Origin of the sequence: Streptomyces sp. NPDC006610 (assembly GCF_040611575.1) — a bacterium.
Lineage (GTDB): Bacteria > Actinomycetota > Actinomycetes > Streptomycetales > Streptomycetaceae > Streptomyces.
Genome location: NZ_JBEXOP010000002.1, coordinates 146,002 through 162,458 on the forward strand (window position 1 = coordinate 146,002; position 16,457 = coordinate 162,458).

Genomic DNA, 16,457 nt, shown 5'->3' on the forward strand with positions numbered 1-16,457 from the left:
CCGGCCGGTGGTCGGCGCCTCCGCCGACGACCGGTAGGCTGGTCACATGTCCGAACCGACCGGTGCCGCCCGCCGTCGCGGGCCCTTCAAGGTCGGGGACCAGGTACAGCTGACCGACCCCAAGGGCCGCCACTACACGTTCACGCTCGAAGCCGGGAAGAACTTCCACACCCACAAGGGTTCCTTCCCGCACGACGAACTGATCGGCGCACCCGAGGGCAGCGTTGTCCGCACCACCGGGAACGTCGCCTACCTCGCGCTGCGCCCCCTGCTCCCCGACTACGTCCTGTCCATGCCCCGCGGGGCCGCCGTCGTCTACCCCAAGGACGCCGGGCAGATCCTCGCCTTCGCCGACATCTTCCCCGGCGCCCGCGTCGTGGAGGCCGGCGTCGGCTCGGGCTCGCTCAGCAGCTTCCTGCTGCGCGCCATCGGCGACCAGGGCATGCTGCACAGCTACGAGCGCCGCGCCGACTTCGCCGAGATCGCCCAGGCCAACGTCGAACGCTACTTCGGCGGCCCGCACCCCGCCTGGCAGCTCACCGTCGGCGACCTCCAGGACAACCTGTCCGACACCGACGTCGACCGCGTCATCCTCGACATGCTCGCCCCCTGGGAATGCCTGGAGGCCGTCTCCAAGGCGCTCGTCCCCGGCGGCATCCTGTGCTGCTACGTCGCCACCACCACCCAGCTCGCCCGGACCGTCGAGTCCATCCGCGAGATCGGCTCCTTCAACGAGCCGACCGCCTGGGAGACGATGATCCGCAACTGGCACATCGAGGGCCTCGCCGTCCGCCCCGACCACCGGATGATCGGCCACACCGGCTTCCTCCTCACCGCCCGCCGCCTCGCCGACGGCGTCGAGCCGCCCATGCGCCGCCGCCGCCCCGCCAAGGGCGCCTACGGCGAGGACTACTCCGGACCCAACGCCGACGGCGGAATGGGCCGCTGACCCACCCGGGCCGTCGCGCACCCGGTGCCCCCGCACGGCCAACCCCACCACGCCGTGGCCGAGTTCCCGCAGACCGCCGGGAACCCGGCCACGGCGTCCGCGCATTGACACCCCGCCACCGCCCACCACCGGGCGGCCGACCCCACCGTTCACAGGCACCACGGCGTGTGGCACCATGCAGGCCACCCCCACCGGCACAGCCCTCACGGGAGACACTCCTAGTGCAGCACTCCGCGGTCCCGGAACTGGCCCACGCCCACACCCGCCCCATCCACTGGCTGGCCACCGCCACCGCCGTCGCCGGCGTGGTCGCCCTCTCCTCGACGCTCCAGCCCGACCCGGCGACCGCCGCCCAGACCCCCCGCCACCAGGCGCAGCCCGCCGCCCCCGCCGCCGCGCCCCCGACCACCGACGGCGTCGACTTCCCCATCGAGTGCGGCCCCGTCGACGCCGTGGTGGAACGCAAGCAGTCCACCGACCTCGACGGCGACCACCGGCCCGAGACCGTCGCCGTCGTCCACTGCGACGCCGGCATCAGCACGCCGCCCGACGGCGTCTACGTCCTCACCCGGGCCGCGGGCCAGGCGGCCCCCCGCGTCGTCGCCACCCTCCTCGACCCCAAGGACCGGTACACCGTCCGCGACTTCACCGCCCGCGACGGCGCCGTGCTCGCGACCCTCCTCGGCTACTCCTCCGACTCCGTGCCGACCTGCTGCCCCGACGTCGAGGAGAGCGCGAAGTGGCAGTGGAAGAACGGTGCGTTCGTCCGCTCGTCACCCGCCGAGGCCCGCAGCGTCTGACCGCCGCATCCCGGCCCTGCTCCGCCGGTGTGAGAAATCAGACAGCCCTAACCCACCGTAAAGATCAAGTCACTCCGCGTCCGGACCGAAGACCTCGACCCCGTCCGAAACCCGACGCACATGGATGCATTCGCCCGGACACTCCCGAGCCGAGTCCACCACGTCCGTGAGAAGCGGCAACGGCACGGGCGTTGTCGCCCCCGCCGCCTGCAACAGCTCGTCGTCCGCGCCCTTCACATAGGCCAGACCATCGATGTCCAGCTCGAACACCTCGGGCGCGTACTGGACGCAGATGCCGTCGCCGGTGCACAGATCCTGATCGATCCACACCTCCAGGGCCTCACCCTCGACTCCGGCCTCCTGCTGCACGGTCACTCTCCTGCCCTCTTCCTTCCGTAACGAACCGAACGGGAATCCGGCCAGCTCTGACGGGTGTTGAACGCTTCGACCCTACCTCCGGCTGCTTTTCCATCGCGTTCCGTGGGTATTCCCCTGGCGTGAGGGAGAGCGCAAGGGTGAAGATCGGACACACCCCGACAGTCTTTGTGATCTAGGGGTTTCAATCGACACCCACCCAGGTAGGGTCTGGAAGCGTCCAGCTCCCCTTGGAGGAGGTGAGGACCGTGGCAGCCCACGACGACGACATGAACCGCGGCATCCGCCCGGGACGCGGGTCCGACGACCCGGCCGGGCAGATTGCCTACCTTGAGCAGGAGATCGCCGTCCTGCGACGCAAGCTCGCCGACTCTCCGCGACACACGAGGATTCTCGAAGAGCGGATCGTCGAGCTGCAGACCAACCTGGCCGGCGTGTCCGCCCAGAACGAACGACTCGCCAACACCCTGCGCGAGGCCCGCGACCAGATCGTGGCCCTCAAGGAAGAGGTCGACCGGCTCGCCCAGCCGCCCGCCGGCTTCGGCGTCTTCCTGCAGGCCAACGACGACGGCACCGCCGACATCTTCACCGGCGGCCGCAAGCTCCGGGTGAACGTCAGCCCCAGCGTCGAGCTCGACGAGCTGCGGCGCGGCCAGGAAGTCATGCTCAACGAAGCGCTCAACGTGGTCGAGGCCATGCAGTTCGAGCGCGTCGGCGAGATCGTCACCCTCAAGGAGATCCTCGAGGACGGCGAGCGCGCCCTGGTGCTCGGGCACACCGACGAGGAACGGGTGGTACGGCTCGCCGAGCCGCTGCTGGACGTGACCATCCGCGCCGGCGACGCCCTGCTGCTCGAACCCCGCTCCGGCTACGTCTACGAGGTCGTGCCCAAGAGCGAGGTCGAGGAACTCGTCCTCGAAGAGGTCCCCGACATCGGCTACGAGCAGATCGGAGGCCTCGGCAACCAGATCGAGGCCATCCGGGACGCGGTCGAGCTGCCGTACCTCTACCCGGACCTGTTCAAGGAGCACGAACTGCGCCCGCCCAAGGGCGTCCTGCTCTACGGCCCCCCCGGATGCGGCAAGACGCTCATCGCCAAGGCCGTCGCCAACTCGCTGGCCAAGAAGGTCGCCGAGGTCACCGGCCAGGCCGCCGGCAAGAGCTTCTTCCTCAACATCAAGGGCCCCGAGCTGCTGAACAAGTACGTCGGCGAGACGGAGCGGCAGATCCGCCTCGTCTTCCAGCGGGCCCGCGAGAAGGCCAGCGAGGGCACCCCCGTCATCGTCTTCTTCGACGAGATGGAATCCCTCTTCCGCACCCGCGGCTCCGGCGTCAGCTCCGACGTCGAGAACACCATCGTGCCGCAGCTCCTCGCCGAGATCGACGGCGTCGAGGGCCTGCAGAACGTGGTCGTGATCGGCGCCTCCAACCGCGAGGACATGATCGACCCGGCCATCCTGCGCCCCGGCCGGCTCGACGTGAAGATCAAGATCGAGCGTCCCGACGCCGAAGCCGCCAAGGACATCTTCGGCAAGTACCTGACAGAGCGGCTCCCGCTGCACTCCGAGGACCTCGGAGAGCACGGCGGAGACCGGGGCGCATGCGTCCAGGCCATGATCCAGACGGCCGTGGAACACATGTACGCCGAATCCGAGGAGAACCGCTTCCTCGAGGTCACCTACGCCAACGGCGACAAGGAAGTCCTCTACTTCAAGGACTTCAATTCCGGCGCCATGATCGAGAACATCGTGGGCCGCGCCAAGAAAATGGCGATCAAGGACTTCCTCGAACACCAGCAGAAGGGTCTGCGCGTCTCCCACCTCCTCCAGGCCTGCGTGGACGAGTTCAAGGAGAACGAGGACCTGCCCAACACCACCAACCCGGACGACTGGGCCCGGATCTCCGGAAAGAAGGGCGAGCGGATCGTCTACATCCGCACCCTGATCACCGGAAAGCAGGGATCCGACACCGGCCGCTCCATCGACACCGTGGCGAACACCGGGCAGTACCTTTAAAGCACAGGGCGGCTGCGGGTGCCCCGCCGGGTACCCGCAGCCGACTGCTTTTCCGGCCACGGCCGCAATGGAACCGCGCAAGGCAATGACGCAAATGATCTCCCCACCAGCGCAAAGGCGTTCTAGGCTCTTCCATACCGCCGAACCGCCGGTCGCGGGCACCGGCACCGCGCACACCACCCGGCGCCGGCGGGATCTGAGCGGCGCCCGCGACCGAGGGAGCCGCCGGGCAAGGAGGGCCGCATGACCGTACGGCGAGTAATGGGCATCGAGACGGAGTACGGGATCTCCGTCCCCGGCCACCCCAACGCCAATGCCATGCTCACCTCGTCCCAGATCGTCAACGCCTACGCGGCGGCGATGCACCGGGCCCGCCGGGCCCGCTGGGACTTCGAGGAGGAGAACCCCCTGCGGGACGCCCGAGGCTTCGACCTCGCCCGCGAGGTCGCCGACTCCAGCCAGCTCACCGACGAGGACATCGGCCTCGCCAACGTCATCCTCACCAACGGCGCCCGCCTCTACGTCGACCACGCCCACCCCGAATACAGCGCCCCCGAGGTCACCAACCCCCGGGACGCCGTCCTCTGGGACAAGGCCGGCGAACGGATCATGGCCGAGGCCGCCGAGCGGGCCGCGCAGCTGCCCGGCGCCCAGCCGATCCACCTCTACAAGAACAACACCGACAACAAAGGCGCCTCCTACGGCACCCACGAGAACTACCTGATGAAGCGGGAGACCCCCTTCTCGGACATCGTGCGCCACCTGACGCCCTTCTTCGTCTCCCGCCAGGTCTTCGCCGGCGCCGGCCGCGTCGGCATCGGCCAGGACGGCCACGAACACGGCTTCCAGCTCAGCCAGCGCGCCGACTACTTCGAGGTCGAGGTCGGTCTCGAGACCACCCTCAAGCGCCCGATCATCAACACCCGCGACGAGCCGCACGCCGACGCCGAGAAATACCGCCGGCTCCACGTGATCATCGGCGACGCCAACCTCTCCGAGATCTCGACCTACCTCAAGCTGGGCACCACGGCCCTGGTCCTGTCCATGATCGAGGACGGCTTCATCGCCGTCGACCTGGCCGTCGACCAGCCCGTCCGCACCCTGCACCAGGTCTCCCACGACCCGACCCTCAAGCGGCTCGTCACCCTGCGCAGCGGCCGGACGCTCACCGCGGTCCAGCTCCAGATGGAGTACTTCGAGCTGTCCCGCAAATACGTCGAGGAACGCTTCGGGGCCGACGCCGACGACCAGACCAAGGACGTCCTCGCCCGCTGGGAGGACACCCTCAACCGGCTCGAACGCGACCCCATGAGCCTCGCCGGAGAGCTCGACTGGGTCGCCAAACGCGAACTGATGGAGGGCTACCGGCGCCGCGACGGCCTCGACTGGGACGCCGCCCGGCTCCACCTGGTCGACCTCCAGTACGCCGACGTACGCCCCGACAAGGGCCTCTACAACCGCCTCGCCGCTCGCGGCCGCATCAAGCGCCTGCTGGACGAGGCGGAGGTCCAGCGGGCCGTCACCAAGCCCCCGGAGGACACCCGCGCCTACTTCCGCGGACGCTGCCTGGAGCAGTACGCCGACGACGTCGCCGCGGCCTCCTGGGACTCGGTCATCTTCGACCTCCCGGGCCGGGACTCGCTCCAGCGGGTCCCAACCCTGGAACCGCTTCGCGGAACGCGTAATCACGTCAAGGAGCTCCTGGACCGCTGCCGCACCGCGGAGGACCTGGTCAAGGTCCTTTCCGGCGGCTGAGGGGTACCCGTCCGGGGGCGGGCGGCCGGGGTGGAAACCCCGGCCCCCGGGAATCATCGAGGTGGGCCCCGTACGTTGAAGGAACTGCGGGGCCGATGTCGGACCCGGCTTGTAGGGTCTGATCATCACCGATCGGCAGATGTCGGGCGAACTGAGCGGGGTGAGGGATATGGCGACCAAGGACACCGGCGGCGGCCAGCAGAAGGCGACGCGTTCCACGGAGGAGGTCGAGGAGCAGGCCGCGGAGACGCAGGCCGCGGAGGACCTCAAGGAGCGCCAGGAGAAGCTGAGCGACGACGTGGACTCGGTGCTGGACGAGATCGACGACGTGCTCGAGGAGAACGCCGAGGACTTCGTTCGCTCATTCGTTCAAAAAGGCGGCGAATAGCCTTCGAGTCGAAGGTCTTAGCGACTTTCTGCCTTTGAGGTGAAGGTCGGGTGAATCGCTGTTCGCGGTACGAGGAGCACGTGCCGCGAGCAGCGTTCGCCGAACGGCGCGTCCTCACCACAGCCGGGAGTGACGCGAGCGTCGCTGCCCGGGCGTGGCTCCGTGTGATCTTTCCGAAGGTGCCCGCCGTGCATGTGGATCACTGCCACAAGACGGGTAGGGTCCGTGGCGTACTGTGCTTCAACTGCAATTCGGCCATCGGCAAGTTGGGGGACGATCCCGACGCCGTCCGCCGTGCGGCCGCTTACCTGGAAGGAAACGCGTGGAAGCCAACACTCGTAGCACCGGGCGTCTACCAGCTGCCTTCCTGACGCCTGGGTCGTCCTCCTTCATGGACTTCCTCTCCGAGCACCAGCCCGAGCTGCTGCCCGGCAACCGTCAACTCCCGCCCACGCAGGGCGTGATCGAGGCGCCGCACGGCACCACGATCGTGGCCGTGACGTTCCCGGGCGGTGTCGTGCTCGCCGGTGACCGGCGCGCGACCATGGGGAACGTCATCGCGCAGCGGGACATCGAGAAGGTGTTCCCGGCCGACGAGTACTCGGCGGTGGGCATCGCCGGCACCGCCGGTCTGGCCGTGGAGATGGTGAAGCTGTTCCAGCTGGAGCTGGAGCACTTCGAGAAGGTGGAGGGCGCCCAGCTGTCGCTGGAGGGCAAGGCGAACCGCCTGTCCACGATGATCCGTTCCAACCTCGGCATGGCCATGCAGGGCCTGGCCGTGGTGCCGCTGTTCGCCGGGTACGACGTGGACCGCGGCAGGGGCCGGATCTTCTCCTACGACGTGACGGGCGGCCGTTCCGAGGAGCACGGCTTCGCGGCGACGGGCTCGGGCTCGATCTTCGCGCGCGGTGCCATGAAGAAGCTGTTCCGTGCCGATCTGACCGAGGCCGACGCCACGACCCTCGTGGTGCAGGCCCTGTACGACGCGGCAGACGACGACTCGGCGACCGGTGGTCCCGATGTCGCCCGCCGGATCTACCCGATCGTCACCGTGATCACCGAGGACGGTTTCCGCCGGCTGACCGAGGACGAGTCCTCGGAGATCGCCCGCGCGGTGCTGGAGCGGCGTCTGGAGCAGCCGGACGGTCCGCGGGCCGCGTTGCTGTAGGCGCGGCGGTTCTTGGTCAGGGTGATCCAGTGACTTCCACAGAAAGGGACGGATAACCGGTGTCGACGCCGTTCTATGTCTCACCCCAGCAGGCCATGGCCGACCGGGCGGAGTACGCCCGCAAGGGCATCGCCCGCGGTCGCAGCCTGGTCGTGCTGCAGTACGCCGACGGCATCGTGTTCGTCGGTGAGAACCCGTCCCGTGCGCTGCACAAGTTCAGCGAGATCTACGACCGGATCGGCTTCGCCGCGGCCGGCAAGTACAACGAGTACGAGAACCTGCGGATCGGCGGTGTGCGCTACGCCGATCTGCGGGGTTACACCTACGACCGGGACGACGTGACGGCGCGTGGTCTCGCGAACGTCTACGCGCAGACGCTGGGCACGATCTTCTCCTCGGCGGGTGAGAAGCCGTACGAGGTGGAGCTGGTCGTGGCCGAGGTCGGTGAGACGCCGGACGGGGACCAGATCTACCGGCTGCCGCACGACGGCTCGATCGTGGACGAGCACGGCTCGGTGGCGGTGGGCGGCAACGCGGAACAGATCAGCAGCTATCTGGATCAGCGGCACCGGGACGGCATGACGCTGGCGGAGGCGCTGAAGCTGGCGGTGCAGGCGTTGTCGCGGGACACCAACGGCAGTGAGCGGGAGATTCCCGCCGAGCGGCTGGAGGTGGCGGTGCTGGACCGTACGCGTCCGCAGAAGCGCAAGTTCAAGCGGATCACCGGCCGTCAGCTGGGCCGGCTGCTGGAGGCCAATGGCGCGTCGACGGCGGCGGAGGCCGAGGACCAGGCAGGCGAGGACGAGTAGCCGTAGCGCGCGGTGTGCGGGAGCCCCGGCCGGGGGTTGGACGGCCGGGGCTTTCCTGTGCGCGGGGTCAGTCGGCCGGCGGGGGCGCGGTGGAGGCGCGTACGACGAGTTCGACGGGGATGTCGCCGCGTTCGGGTTCGCGGCCTTCGAGGACGGCGAGGAGGGCTCGCATGCCGCGTTCGCCGAACTGTTCGGCGTCGAGGCGGACGGTGGTCAGTTCGGGGTCGATGGCGGTGGCGAGGGCGAGGTCGTCCAGGCCGGTGACGGAGATGTCGTCGGGGATGCGCAGGCCGAGGCGGCGCAGGGCCTTGTAGGCGCCGGCGGCGAGTTTGTCGTCGTCGCAGACGATGGCGGTGGGGCGGGGGCCGGGGCGGGTGAGGGCGGCCTGGGCGGCGGCGAGGGCGCCGTCGATGGTCAGGGGGGCGCGGGCGGTGTGCAGGGTGGTGCCGGGGGCGGTGGTGAGGCGGGCGGCCAGTTCCCGGGCGCGGACCGCGAAGGTCCAGGAGGGCACGTCGGCGGCGAGGTGGAGGTAGCGGCGGTGGCCGAGGCCCAGGAGGTGTTCGGCGATCCGGCGGACGGCGTCGGCGATGTCGAGGTTGACCGTGGCTGCGGCGCCGGGGCTGCCGGCGGGGTCGCTGTCGAGCATGACGAGGGGGAGCTGGCCGCCGCGGATGGCGGTGAGGGCGTCGGCGGCCATGGAGGAGGCGATGACGCCGTCGAGGGCGGCCTGGGCGGAGGCGAAGGGGTCCTTGGCGGGGCCGATGCCTTCGGGGGAGGGGTAGAGGACGACGCCGAAGCCGTGGGCGGCGGCGACGCGGGCGGCGCCGGTGTAGACGCCGGCGAAGAACTCGGTGGTGAGGGCGGGGACGACGAGGAGGACGGTGCGGGTGCGGCCGAGGCGCAGGTTGCGGGCGGCGAGGTTGGGCCGGTAGCCGAGTTCCTCGGCGGCCTGGCGTACCCGTCGGGCGGTGGGTTCGGATACCCGGCCGCGCCACTTGCCGCCGAGGACCAGGGAGACGGCGGCCTGGGAGACGCCGGCGGCCTGGGCGACGTCGCGGCTGGTGGGTCGGGTGCTGCCGGGTGCCACCGTCGGCCTGCTCCTTCGTGGGCGGTCGTCCGGGTCTGACGCCTGGACGGGTGAACAGCGGACATGGTACGTATGACGAACGACGTTATACGTACAACCTCCGGGCAACCGCAGTGCGACCCGGTCGGAAGGCGGACATGGCCACGGGATATCTGGAGATCCTCCGGGCGAAGCACGCCACCCGGCTGCTGGTCGGGACGCTGGTGGGGCGGCTGCCGAACGCGACGGCGGCGATCGCGATCGTGCTGTTCGTCCGCGCGGAGGGCGGTTCGTACAGCCTCGCCGGCGTGCTGGCGGCCGTGTACGGGGTCGCCAACGCGGTCGGGCAGCCCGTGCTGGGCCGCCTGGTGGACCTGTACGGCCAGCCGCGCGTCCAGTTGCCGGCCGCCCTCGCCTCCGCCCTGGCGACGGCCGTCTTCGCCGTCAGCGGCACGGGGGCGCTCGCGCTGTCGTATGCGGCCGTGGCCGCGGCCGGCCTGTTCACGCCGCCCCTGGAGGGCGGGCTGCGGGCGCTGTGGCCGTCGGTGCTGCGCCGGGAGGACCAGGTGCACACGGCGTACGCGATGGACGCGGTGGCGCAGGAGGTCATGTTCACCGTCGGGCCGCTGCTGGTGACGCTGTGCGTGTCGCTGTGGTCGGCGCAGGCGGCGCTGCTGCTGGTGAACGCGGTCGGTGTGCTGGGGGCCTTGTCGGTGGTGCTGTCGCCGCCGTCGCGTGCCTGGCGGTCCGCGCCGCGCGAGGCCCACTGGCTGGGGGCGCTGCGTTCGCCGGGGCTGGTGGCGCTGCTGGCGGCGTTCCTGTTCGTGGGCGTGGCGCTCGGCTCGATCACCGTGGCGGCGGTGTCGTACGCGGACGGGCACGGGGGCGACGCCGTCTACGGCTGGCTGATGGCGGCGCTGGGGCTGGGCGCGCTGGTGGGCGGGTCCGTGTACGGGGCGCGACGGTGGGCTGGTGCGCCGGAGCGGCGACTGCGCGTGCTGGTGGGGCTTTTGGCGGTGTGTTATCTGCCGCTGATGCTGATGCCGGGTCCGGTGGCGATGGCGGCGCTGACCGCGCTGGCGGGTGTGTTCCTGGCGCCCGCGATCGCCTGTGCGTTCGTCATCGTGGACCGCCACGCGCCGCGGGGCACGGTCACGGAGGCGTTCTCGTGGCTGGTGACGACGTTCACGGTGGGGGCGTCGGTGGGGACGGGGCTGACGGGGCCGGTGCTGGAGTGGGGCGGGGCGCTGTGGGGGTTCGCGGTGCCGGGGGCGGCGGGCGGTGTGTCGTTGCTGGTTTTGCTGGCGACGGGGCGGGTATTGGCAGTGGGGCCGAGAACGGCGGTCGTCGCCGCTTCTTCGGAAAATGATCCAAATCGTGCTGCCGAACCCCGTTTCAGTTCCGGGGATCGGGCGTAATGTTCAGTCATGGACCGCCGCATTTTCGGGCTGGAGAACGAGTACGGCGTCACGTGCACGTTCAGGGGACAGCGCCGTCTGTCGCCTGACGAGGTGGCGCGGTACCTCTTCCGCCGTGTCGTGTCATGGGGCCGTAGCAGCAATGTCTTTCTGCGCAACGGCGCCCGCCTCTATCTCGACGTGGGTTCGCATCCGGAATACGCGACACCCGAATGTGACAACGTGACCGAGCTGGTCACCCACGACAAGGCCGGCGAGCGCATTCTGGAAGGGCTCCTGGTGGACGCGGAACGACGCCTGCACGAGGAGGGAATCGCAGGCGACGTCTACCTCTTCAAGAACAACACCGACTCCGCCGGCAACTCCTATGGTTGCCACGAAAACTATCTCGTCGCCCGGCACGGGGAGTTCTCCCGGCTGGCGGACATCCTCATCCCGTTCCTCGTCACGCGTCAGCTGCTGTGCGGCGCGGGCAAGGTGCTGCAGACGCCGCGCGGGGCGGTGTTCTGCGTCAGCCAGCGGGCCGAGCACATCTGGGAGGGCGTCTCCTCGGCGACGACGCGTTCCCGGCCCATCATCAACACGCGTGACGAACCGCATGCGGACGCCGAGCGCTACCGCCGCCTGCATGTGATCGTCGGCGACTCGAACATGTCCGAGACGACGATGCTGCTGAAGGTCGGGGCGACCGATCTGGTGCTGCGCATGATCGAGGCCGGCACGGTGATGCGGGACCTGACGCTGGAGAACCCGATCCGGGCGATCCGCGAGGTCAGCCACGACATCACGGGCCGGCGCAAGGTGCGGCTGGCCAGCGGCCGGGAGGCCTCGGCGCTCGAGGTGCAGCGCGAGTACTACGAGAAGGCCGTCGACTTCTGCGAGCGGCGCGGCATCCGCACCGGCACGGTGGAGCAGGTGCTGGAGCTGTGGGGCCGGGCGCTGGACGCGATCGAGGCGGAGGACCTCGACCGGATCGGCACCGAGATCGACTGGGTGATGAAGTACAAGCTCCTGGAGCGGTACCGGGCCAAGCACAACATGACGATGTCGCACCCGCGGGTGGCGCAGATAGACCTCGCCTACCACGACATCCACCGGCGTCGCGGGCTGTACTACCTGCTGGAGAAGAAGGGGCAGGCGGCGCGGATCTGCAACGACCTGAAGATCTTCGAGGGCAAGTCGGTTCCGCCGCAGACCACGCGCGCCCGGCTGCGCGGCGACTTCATCCGGCGGGCGCAGGAGCAGCGCCGGGACTTCACCGTGGACTGGGTGCATCTCAAGCTCAATGACCAGGCGCAGCGCACGGTGCTGTGCAAGGACCCGTTCCGTTCGGTGGACGACCGGGTGGAGAAGCTGATCGCCGGAATGTAGCGGGGTTCGCAGCCGCTCCGTGGCGGCCTGATCGCAACGCCCGGTGCCCGGAGGTGTTCGACGCCTCCGGGCACCGGGCGTTCTTTGGTCGTAGAGTGGCGGCACTCGCCCCCACCCCCGAACCCAGTTGGACTGATGAACTACACCATGAATCGACGCCTCGCGGCGCTGCTCACCGTTCCCGCACTGTTGTTCACCGCCGCATGCGGTTCGGACGACGACAGCAAGGGCGAGGCGGCGGCCGACGTCGCCCAGGTCGAGGGGAAGGTCGGGGAGAAGCCCGAGATCTCCGAGCCCGAGGGCGGCGAGCCGTCGCAGAAGACGGTGACCAGGACGGTCGTCCAGGGCAGCGGCAGCGCGATCAAGGCCTCCGACTTCGTCCGGCTGGACTGGACGGTCAAGAAGTGGGGCGGCGACGAGGAGCTGGGCGGCACCTGGGGCGCGCAGCAGGGCGGCGCCGGGACGCCCAAGCAGCAGTCCGTCGAGCAGGTCGGCAAGCAGAGCCGGCAGCTGCCCGCGAAGGTCCTGGACGCCGTGAAGGGCAAGAAGGCGGGCAGCCGGGTCCTGGTGCAGGGCACCGCGGGCGACCTGATCGGCGAGGGTCTCAACCCCCAGTCCGGGATCACCGCGAAGGACGTGCTGATCTGGGTGGTCGACCCGGTCGGCGCCGCGGCCGTCGACGCCAAGGGCGAGGTCGAGGGCGAGCAGGCCGCCCCGGAGGCCGGCATGCCGGAGGTGAAGGCTCCGTCGCAGAAGGCGGCGACCATCACCGTGCCCAAGGGCGTCAAGCCCCCCAAGGAGCTTAAGGAGCAGGTCCTGATCAAGGGCGACGGCAAGAAGGTCGAGGCCGGGCAGGGACTCGTCGCCCAGTACACCGGGATCAAGTGGGAGGACGGCAAGAAGTTCGACTCCTCCTGGGACCACGGGGGCGCCACGGCGTTCCAGATCGGCACCGGGGCCGTCGTGCAGGGCTGGGACCAGGGCCTGGTCGGCAAGAACGTGGGCGACCGGGTCCTGCTGGTGATCCCGCCGTCCCTCGGTTACGGCGCCGATCCGCAGAGCGAGCTGGCGAAGAACACGCTGGTCTTCGTCGTCGACATCCTGGGCACCGTGTGATCGGGAAGTCTGTGAGACTGTCCGTGACGCAGGTCGGCAACAAGGAGAAATGAAGTGAGCATCGACAAGCCCGAGATCGACTTCCCGGGCGGCGAGCCCCCGGCGGACCTCGAGATCAAGGACATCTGGGAGGGCGACGGCGAGGTGGCCCAGCCGGGCCAGACCGTCACCGTGCACTACGTGGGCGTCGCCTTCAGCACGGGCGAGGAGTTCGACGCCAGCTGGAACCGCGGGACGCCGTTCCGCTTCCCGCTGGGCGGCGGCCGGGTCATCCAGGGCTGGGACCTGGGCGTGCAGGGCATGAAGGTCGGCGGGCGCCGCCAGCTGACCATTCCCCCGCACCTGGCCTACGGCAACCAGAGCCCGACCCCGGCGATCAAGCCCGGCGAGACCCTGATCTTCGTGGTCGATCTGCTCGGCGTCTGACCGCCGGACGGCCGCGTCCGGCCGTTGAGAGGCCCATGTCCGTCCGGGGCATGGGCCTCCGCTTTTGCCGGGACACCGCGGAGCGGTACGGTCGTCGCTCGTAAGCACCATAGGGAGGCGAAGGGCGTCGATGGCCATTGCCAAGGCCGAGCGGCTGATGAACCTGGCGCTGTGTCTGCTGGGGACGCGCCGGCCGCTCAGCAAGCGCGAGCTGCGCGACTCCATCGAGGCCTATCTCGAGGCCGGGTCGGACGACTCGTTCAACCGGATGTTCGAGCGGGACAAGGACGATCTGCGCGAGCTGGGCCTGGTCATCGAGACCGTCGAGAACCTGGACGGCGAGGTCGGCTATCTCGCCCGCCGGGACAGCAACCGGCTGCCGCCCATCACCCTGGACGCCGAGGAGGCCGCCGCGCTGGGACTGGCCGCCAAGGTGTGGCAGCAGGCCCGGCTCGCCGGCGCGGCCAGCGGCGCCCTGCAGAAGCTGCGCGCGGCCGGGCTGCCGGAGGACGTCGACCCCTACGAGGCCCACGGGGCCCTGGAGCCGCGCATCCCGGTGCACGAGGCCGCCTTCGAGCCGCTGATGCTGGCCTGCCGCGACCGCCGCCCGGTGGTGTTCGACTACCGCAAGGCGACCGCCGCCCGTCCCGAGCCCCGGCAGGTGGAGCCGTGGGCGCTGGAGTGCTGGCGCGGCCACTGGTATCTGGCCGGCTGGGACCGTGACCGGGGCGCCGAGCGGGTGTTCCGGCTGTCCCGGATCACCGGCAGGGTGCGCTCGCGCGGCGGGCGCTACACGGCGCCGGTGCCCGACGTCGTCACCGTGCGGGAGACCGTGGCGAGCTGGGCGGGGGAGACCGCCGACCGCTCCGCGCGGATCCGGCTGCGTTCGGGGGCCGGCTACCCGCTGCGGGCGCGGGCCGCCTCGGTGCGGGAACTGGGCGACGGGTGGGACGAGTTGGAGATTCCGTACGGGCACGGACTGGACGCCTGGCTGGTGGAGTTCGGGCCCGACGTGGTGGTCCTGGACCCCGCGGAGCTGCGGGCCGACGTGGTGGACCGGCTGCGTGCCGTGGCCAAGGGCTGAGCGGGAGCGGACGAGCACAGTGGCAGGCAAACCGGTCAGGCCCGTGAACGCCATCGACCAGACCCGGCGGATGCTCTCGCTGGTGACGTATCTCAAGGAGCGCCCCGGCGCCAGGATCGCGGACGTCGCCCGCGCCTTCGGCATCACCGAGGACGAGCTGGTCTCCGACCTCGACGTGCTGCCGATGTGCGGCACGAGTTTCCGCGGCGGCGATCTGCTCGACATCGACACGGACGGCGAGCGCATCTGGTGGCACAACCCGGCCGCGCTCGGCGCGGACGCGGCGGAGCCGCTGCGGCTGGCCGCCGACGAGGCGACCGCGCTGCTGGTCGCGGCGCGGGCCGTGGCCACGCTGCCGGGGCTCAGGGAGAGCGACCGGCAGGCGCTGCTGCGGGCCACCGCCAAGGTGGAGACGGCGGCCGGCGAGGCGGCGGGCGCCAGCTCCCGGCTGTCGGTGACGTTCGAGTCCGAGGGCGGCGTCTTCGCCGACGTCGACCGGGCGATCTCCGAGCGCCGCAGGCTGTGGATCCGGTACTACTCGCCGGCCCGCGACGAGGTCACCGAGCGCGAGATCGACCCGATCCGCCTGGTCAGCGTGGGCCACACCTATGTCGAGGCGTGGTGCCGGCGCTCGGAGGCGCGGCGTACCTTCCGGCTGGACCGGGTGGCCGAGATCAAGGTTCTCGACGAGCCGTCCGCGCCGCCCGAGGTGGAACTGCGCGATCTGTCCGAGGGGCTGGTGCAGCCGGCCGCCGAGGACCCGGAGGTCGTGGTCGAGGTGGGGCCCGGCGGGCGCTGGGTCGCCGAGTACTACCCGCACGACAGCGCCGAGGAACTGGCCGACGGAGGGCTGCGGATCACCTTGCGCACGCCCGAGCCGGCGTCGCTGCGGCGCCTGGCGCTGCGGCTGGGGGCCGACGGCCGGATCGTGGCGCCCGCGGAGCTGGCCGAGAGCGCCCGCCGGGCGGCCCGGGAGGCGCTGGCGGCGTACGACGTGATCGACGCGGACGGCCCGCGGCCGGCGGGGTGGGACGACAGGCAGGAGCAGACACGGTGAGCGAGTCGGCGTCCGGGGTGCAGGAGATGACGGTGGCGTCCGCGTTCGCGGGGATGCGCAGCGTGGCGCCGGTGGTGTTCCGGGCGGGCTGCCCGGAGTGCCGGGCCAGCTTCGAGCTCGCGGCGAACGCCCTGCGGCTGGCGATCGGCGCCACCAGCCGCACCACGTTCTACTCCTTCACCTGCCCCGAGTGCGGCGCCTCGGTGCGCAAGCCGGCCGGGGAGCGCATCGTGGAACTCCTCACCGGCGGGGGAGTGCGCACCCTGCGCCTCCACTCGGCCCTTTGAGAGCACTGGAGCGGACGTCATGTTCTGGTCGATGTTTGCTGTAGCCATGGGTTTCGCCGGCCTCGTCGTGGTCGCGGTCCCGGCCGTGCGGGTGTGCGTGGAGGCGCGGCGGCTGGGGCGGCAGGTGGCGGAATCGGCCCAGCGCATCGGCCGTGCCGCCGAGGAGCTGGAGCGGGCGGGGGCGAGCGCGGCGCGGTCCGTGGACGCCCTGTGAGCGGGGCCGTGCCGTTTCCGTGAGTCCGGCGCCCGGGGCGCTTTGGGCAACTTCGCCCTGTCGAGGTGGCGGGTGCGGCAGGTACGCTGCTGATCGCGGCACCGGAAAACGAGGCCCGGGCCGTGGATCGGGAGTACGCACAGGGATTGCCTCGCGTTC

The 16,457-nt window shown here is 70.5% G+C and carries 17 protein-coding genes and 1 pseudogene; 16 read left to right on the forward strand and 2 right to left on the reverse strand.

Features of this window, described 5'->3' with window-relative positions:
• Positions 1–46 precede the first annotated feature (46 nt).
• Both ABZY13_RS02395 and ABZY13_RS02400 read left to right on the forward strand, forming a co-directional pair.
• On the forward strand, positions 47–949 hold the full coding sequence (locus ABZY13_RS02395; RefSeq protein WP_356626979.1) for a tRNA (adenine-N1)-methyltransferase: 903 nt from the start codon (positions 47–49) through the stop codon (positions 947–949).
• 221 nt (positions 950–1,170) lie between these two features.
• Positions 1,171–1,749 carry a hypothetical protein gene (locus ABZY13_RS02400; protein ID WP_356626980.1) on the forward strand — a complete coding sequence of 193 codons (579 nt, stop codon included), beginning with the start codon at positions 1,171–1,173 and terminating at the stop codon, positions 1,747–1,749.
• A 69-nt stretch (positions 1,750–1,818) separates the two neighbouring features.
• On the opposite strand, the gene ABZY13_RS02405 is transcribed toward ABZY13_RS02400, so the two are convergent.
• Positions 1,819–2,124, reverse strand: coding sequence for a ferredoxin (locus ABZY13_RS02405; protein ID WP_356626981.1), 306 nt, complete (start codon positions 2,122–2,124; stop codon positions 1,819–1,821).
• 248 nt (positions 2,125–2,372) lie between these two features.
• Here ABZY13_RS02405 and arc point away from each other — a divergent pair, with 248 nt between their 5' ends.
• The 6 genes and pseudogenes from arc to prcA all read left to right on the forward strand — a co-directional run bounded on the left by arc (position 2,373) and on the right by prcA (position 8,259).
• Entirely contained in the window at positions 2,373–4,139 is a 1,767-nt protein-coding gene (arc, locus tag ABZY13_RS02410; RefSeq protein WP_356626982.1) for a proteasome ATPase, read from the forward strand.
• A 243-nt stretch (positions 4,140–4,382) separates the two neighbouring features.
• A complete protein-coding gene (dop, locus tag ABZY13_RS02415; RefSeq protein ID WP_356626983.1) occupies positions 4,383–5,894 on the forward strand; it encodes a depupylase/deamidase Dop in 1,512 nt (503 codons plus the stop codon).
• Positions 5,895–6,063: 169 nt separating this feature from the next.
• Complete coding sequence (locus ABZY13_RS02420; protein WP_356626984.1) at positions 6,064–6,282, forward strand: ubiquitin-like protein Pup; 219 nt, start codon at positions 6,064–6,066, stop codon at positions 6,280–6,282.
• A gap of 182 nt (positions 6,283–6,464) precedes the next feature.
• Positions 6,465–6,653: pseudogene (locus ABZY13_RS02425) on the forward strand (endonuclease VII domain-containing protein); the annotation flags it as partial.
• On the forward strand, positions 6,605–7,450 hold the full coding sequence (gene prcB / locus ABZY13_RS02430) for a proteasome subunit beta (protein WP_356626985.1): 846 nt from the start codon (positions 6,605–6,607) through the stop codon (positions 7,448–7,450). The pseudogene ABZY13_RS02425 and the gene prcB, both read left to right, overlap by 49 nt.
• A gap of 59 nt (positions 7,451–7,509) precedes the next feature.
• The gene (gene prcA / locus ABZY13_RS02435; RefSeq protein ID WP_356626987.1) at positions 7,510–8,259 is read left to right on the forward strand and encodes a proteasome subunit alpha; all 750 of its coding nucleotides are present in this window, start codon (positions 7,510–7,512) and stop codon (positions 8,257–8,259) included.
• A 67-nt stretch (positions 8,260–8,326) separates the two neighbouring features.
• On the opposite strand, the gene ABZY13_RS02440 is transcribed toward prcA, so the two are convergent.
• Positions 8,327–9,346: a LacI family DNA-binding transcriptional regulator gene (locus ABZY13_RS02440; RefSeq protein WP_356626988.1), complete on the reverse strand. Its 1,020-nt coding sequence runs from the start codon at positions 9,344–9,346 to the stop codon at positions 8,327–8,329.
• A 137-nt stretch (positions 9,347–9,483) separates the two neighbouring features.
• Here ABZY13_RS02440 and ABZY13_RS02445 point away from each other — a divergent pair, with 137 nt between their 5' ends.
• The 8 genes from ABZY13_RS02445 (at position 9,484) to ABZY13_RS02480 (ending at position 16,298) form a co-directional block, all read left to right on the forward strand.
• Positions 9,484–10,743 carry an MFS transporter gene (locus tag ABZY13_RS02445; protein WP_356626989.1) on the forward strand — a complete coding sequence of 420 codons (1,260 nt, stop codon included), beginning with the start codon at positions 9,484–9,486 and terminating at the stop codon, positions 10,741–10,743.
• Between the two features lie 9 nt (positions 10,744–10,752).
• Positions 10,753–12,114, forward strand: a complete 1,362-nt coding sequence (pafA, locus tag ABZY13_RS02450; RefSeq protein WP_356626990.1) for a Pup--protein ligase — start codon at positions 10,753–10,755, stop codon at positions 12,112–12,114.
• Positions 12,115–12,249: 135 nt separating this feature from the next.
• The gene (locus tag ABZY13_RS02455; protein WP_356626992.1) at positions 12,250–13,230 is read left to right on the forward strand and encodes an FKBP-type peptidyl-prolyl cis-trans isomerase; all 981 of its coding nucleotides are present in this window, start codon (positions 12,250–12,252) and stop codon (positions 13,228–13,230) included.
• Between the two features lie 54 nt (positions 13,231–13,284).
• Entirely contained in the window at positions 13,285–13,656 is a 372-nt protein-coding gene (locus tag ABZY13_RS02460) for an FKBP-type peptidyl-prolyl cis-trans isomerase (RefSeq protein ID WP_356626993.1), read from the forward strand.
• 130 nt (positions 13,657–13,786) lie between these two features.
• Complete coding sequence (locus ABZY13_RS02465) at positions 13,787–14,740, forward strand: WYL domain-containing protein (RefSeq protein ID WP_356626994.1); 954 nt, start codon at positions 13,787–13,789, stop codon at positions 14,738–14,740.
• 19 nt (positions 14,741–14,759) lie between these two features.
• Positions 14,760–15,797: a WYL domain-containing protein gene (locus ABZY13_RS02470; protein ID WP_356626995.1), complete on the forward strand. Its 1,038-nt coding sequence runs from the start codon at positions 14,760–14,762 to the stop codon at positions 15,795–15,797.
• Positions 15,794–16,084 carry a hypothetical protein gene (locus ABZY13_RS02475; protein WP_356626996.1) on the forward strand — a complete coding sequence of 97 codons (291 nt, stop codon included), beginning with the start codon at positions 15,794–15,796 and terminating at the stop codon, positions 16,082–16,084. The genes ABZY13_RS02470 and ABZY13_RS02475 overlap by 4 nt, the downstream gene beginning before the upstream one ends.
• Positions 16,085–16,103: 19 nt before the next feature.
• The gene (locus tag ABZY13_RS02480) at positions 16,104–16,298 is read left to right on the forward strand and encodes a hypothetical protein (protein WP_356626997.1); all 195 of its coding nucleotides are present in this window, start codon (positions 16,104–16,106) and stop codon (positions 16,296–16,298) included.
• Positions 16,299–16,457 lie beyond the last annotated feature (159 nt).

Coding starts and splice junctions, on each gene's coding strand:
- ABZY13_RS02395 (WP_356626979.1), top strand. CDS start 47: ATGTCCGAACCGACCGGTGCCGCCCGCCGTCGCGGGCCCTTCAAGGTC.
- dop (WP_356626983.1), top strand. CDS start 4,383: ATGACCGTACGGCGAGTAATGGGCATCGAGACGGAGTACGGGATCTCC.
- ABZY13_RS02420 (WP_356626984.1), top strand. CDS start 6,064: ATGGCGACCAAGGACACCGGCGGCGGCCAGCAGAAGGCGACGCGTTCC.
- ABZY13_RS02445 (WP_356626989.1), top strand. CDS start 9,484: ATGGCCACGGGATATCTGGAGATCCTCCGGGCGAAGCACGCCACCCGG.
- pafA (WP_356626990.1), top strand. CDS start 10,753: ATGGACCGCCGCATTTTCGGGCTGGAGAACGAGTACGGCGTCACGTGC.
- ABZY13_RS02455 (WP_356626992.1), top strand. CDS start 12,250: ATGAACTACACCATGAATCGACGCCTCGCGGCGCTGCTCACCGTTCCC.
- ABZY13_RS02465 (WP_356626994.1), top strand. CDS start 13,787: ATGGCCATTGCCAAGGCCGAGCGGCTGATGAACCTGGCGCTGTGTCTG.
- ABZY13_RS02480 (WP_356626997.1), top strand. CDS start 16,104: ATGTTCTGGTCGATGTTTGCTGTAGCCATGGGTTTCGCCGGCCTCGTC.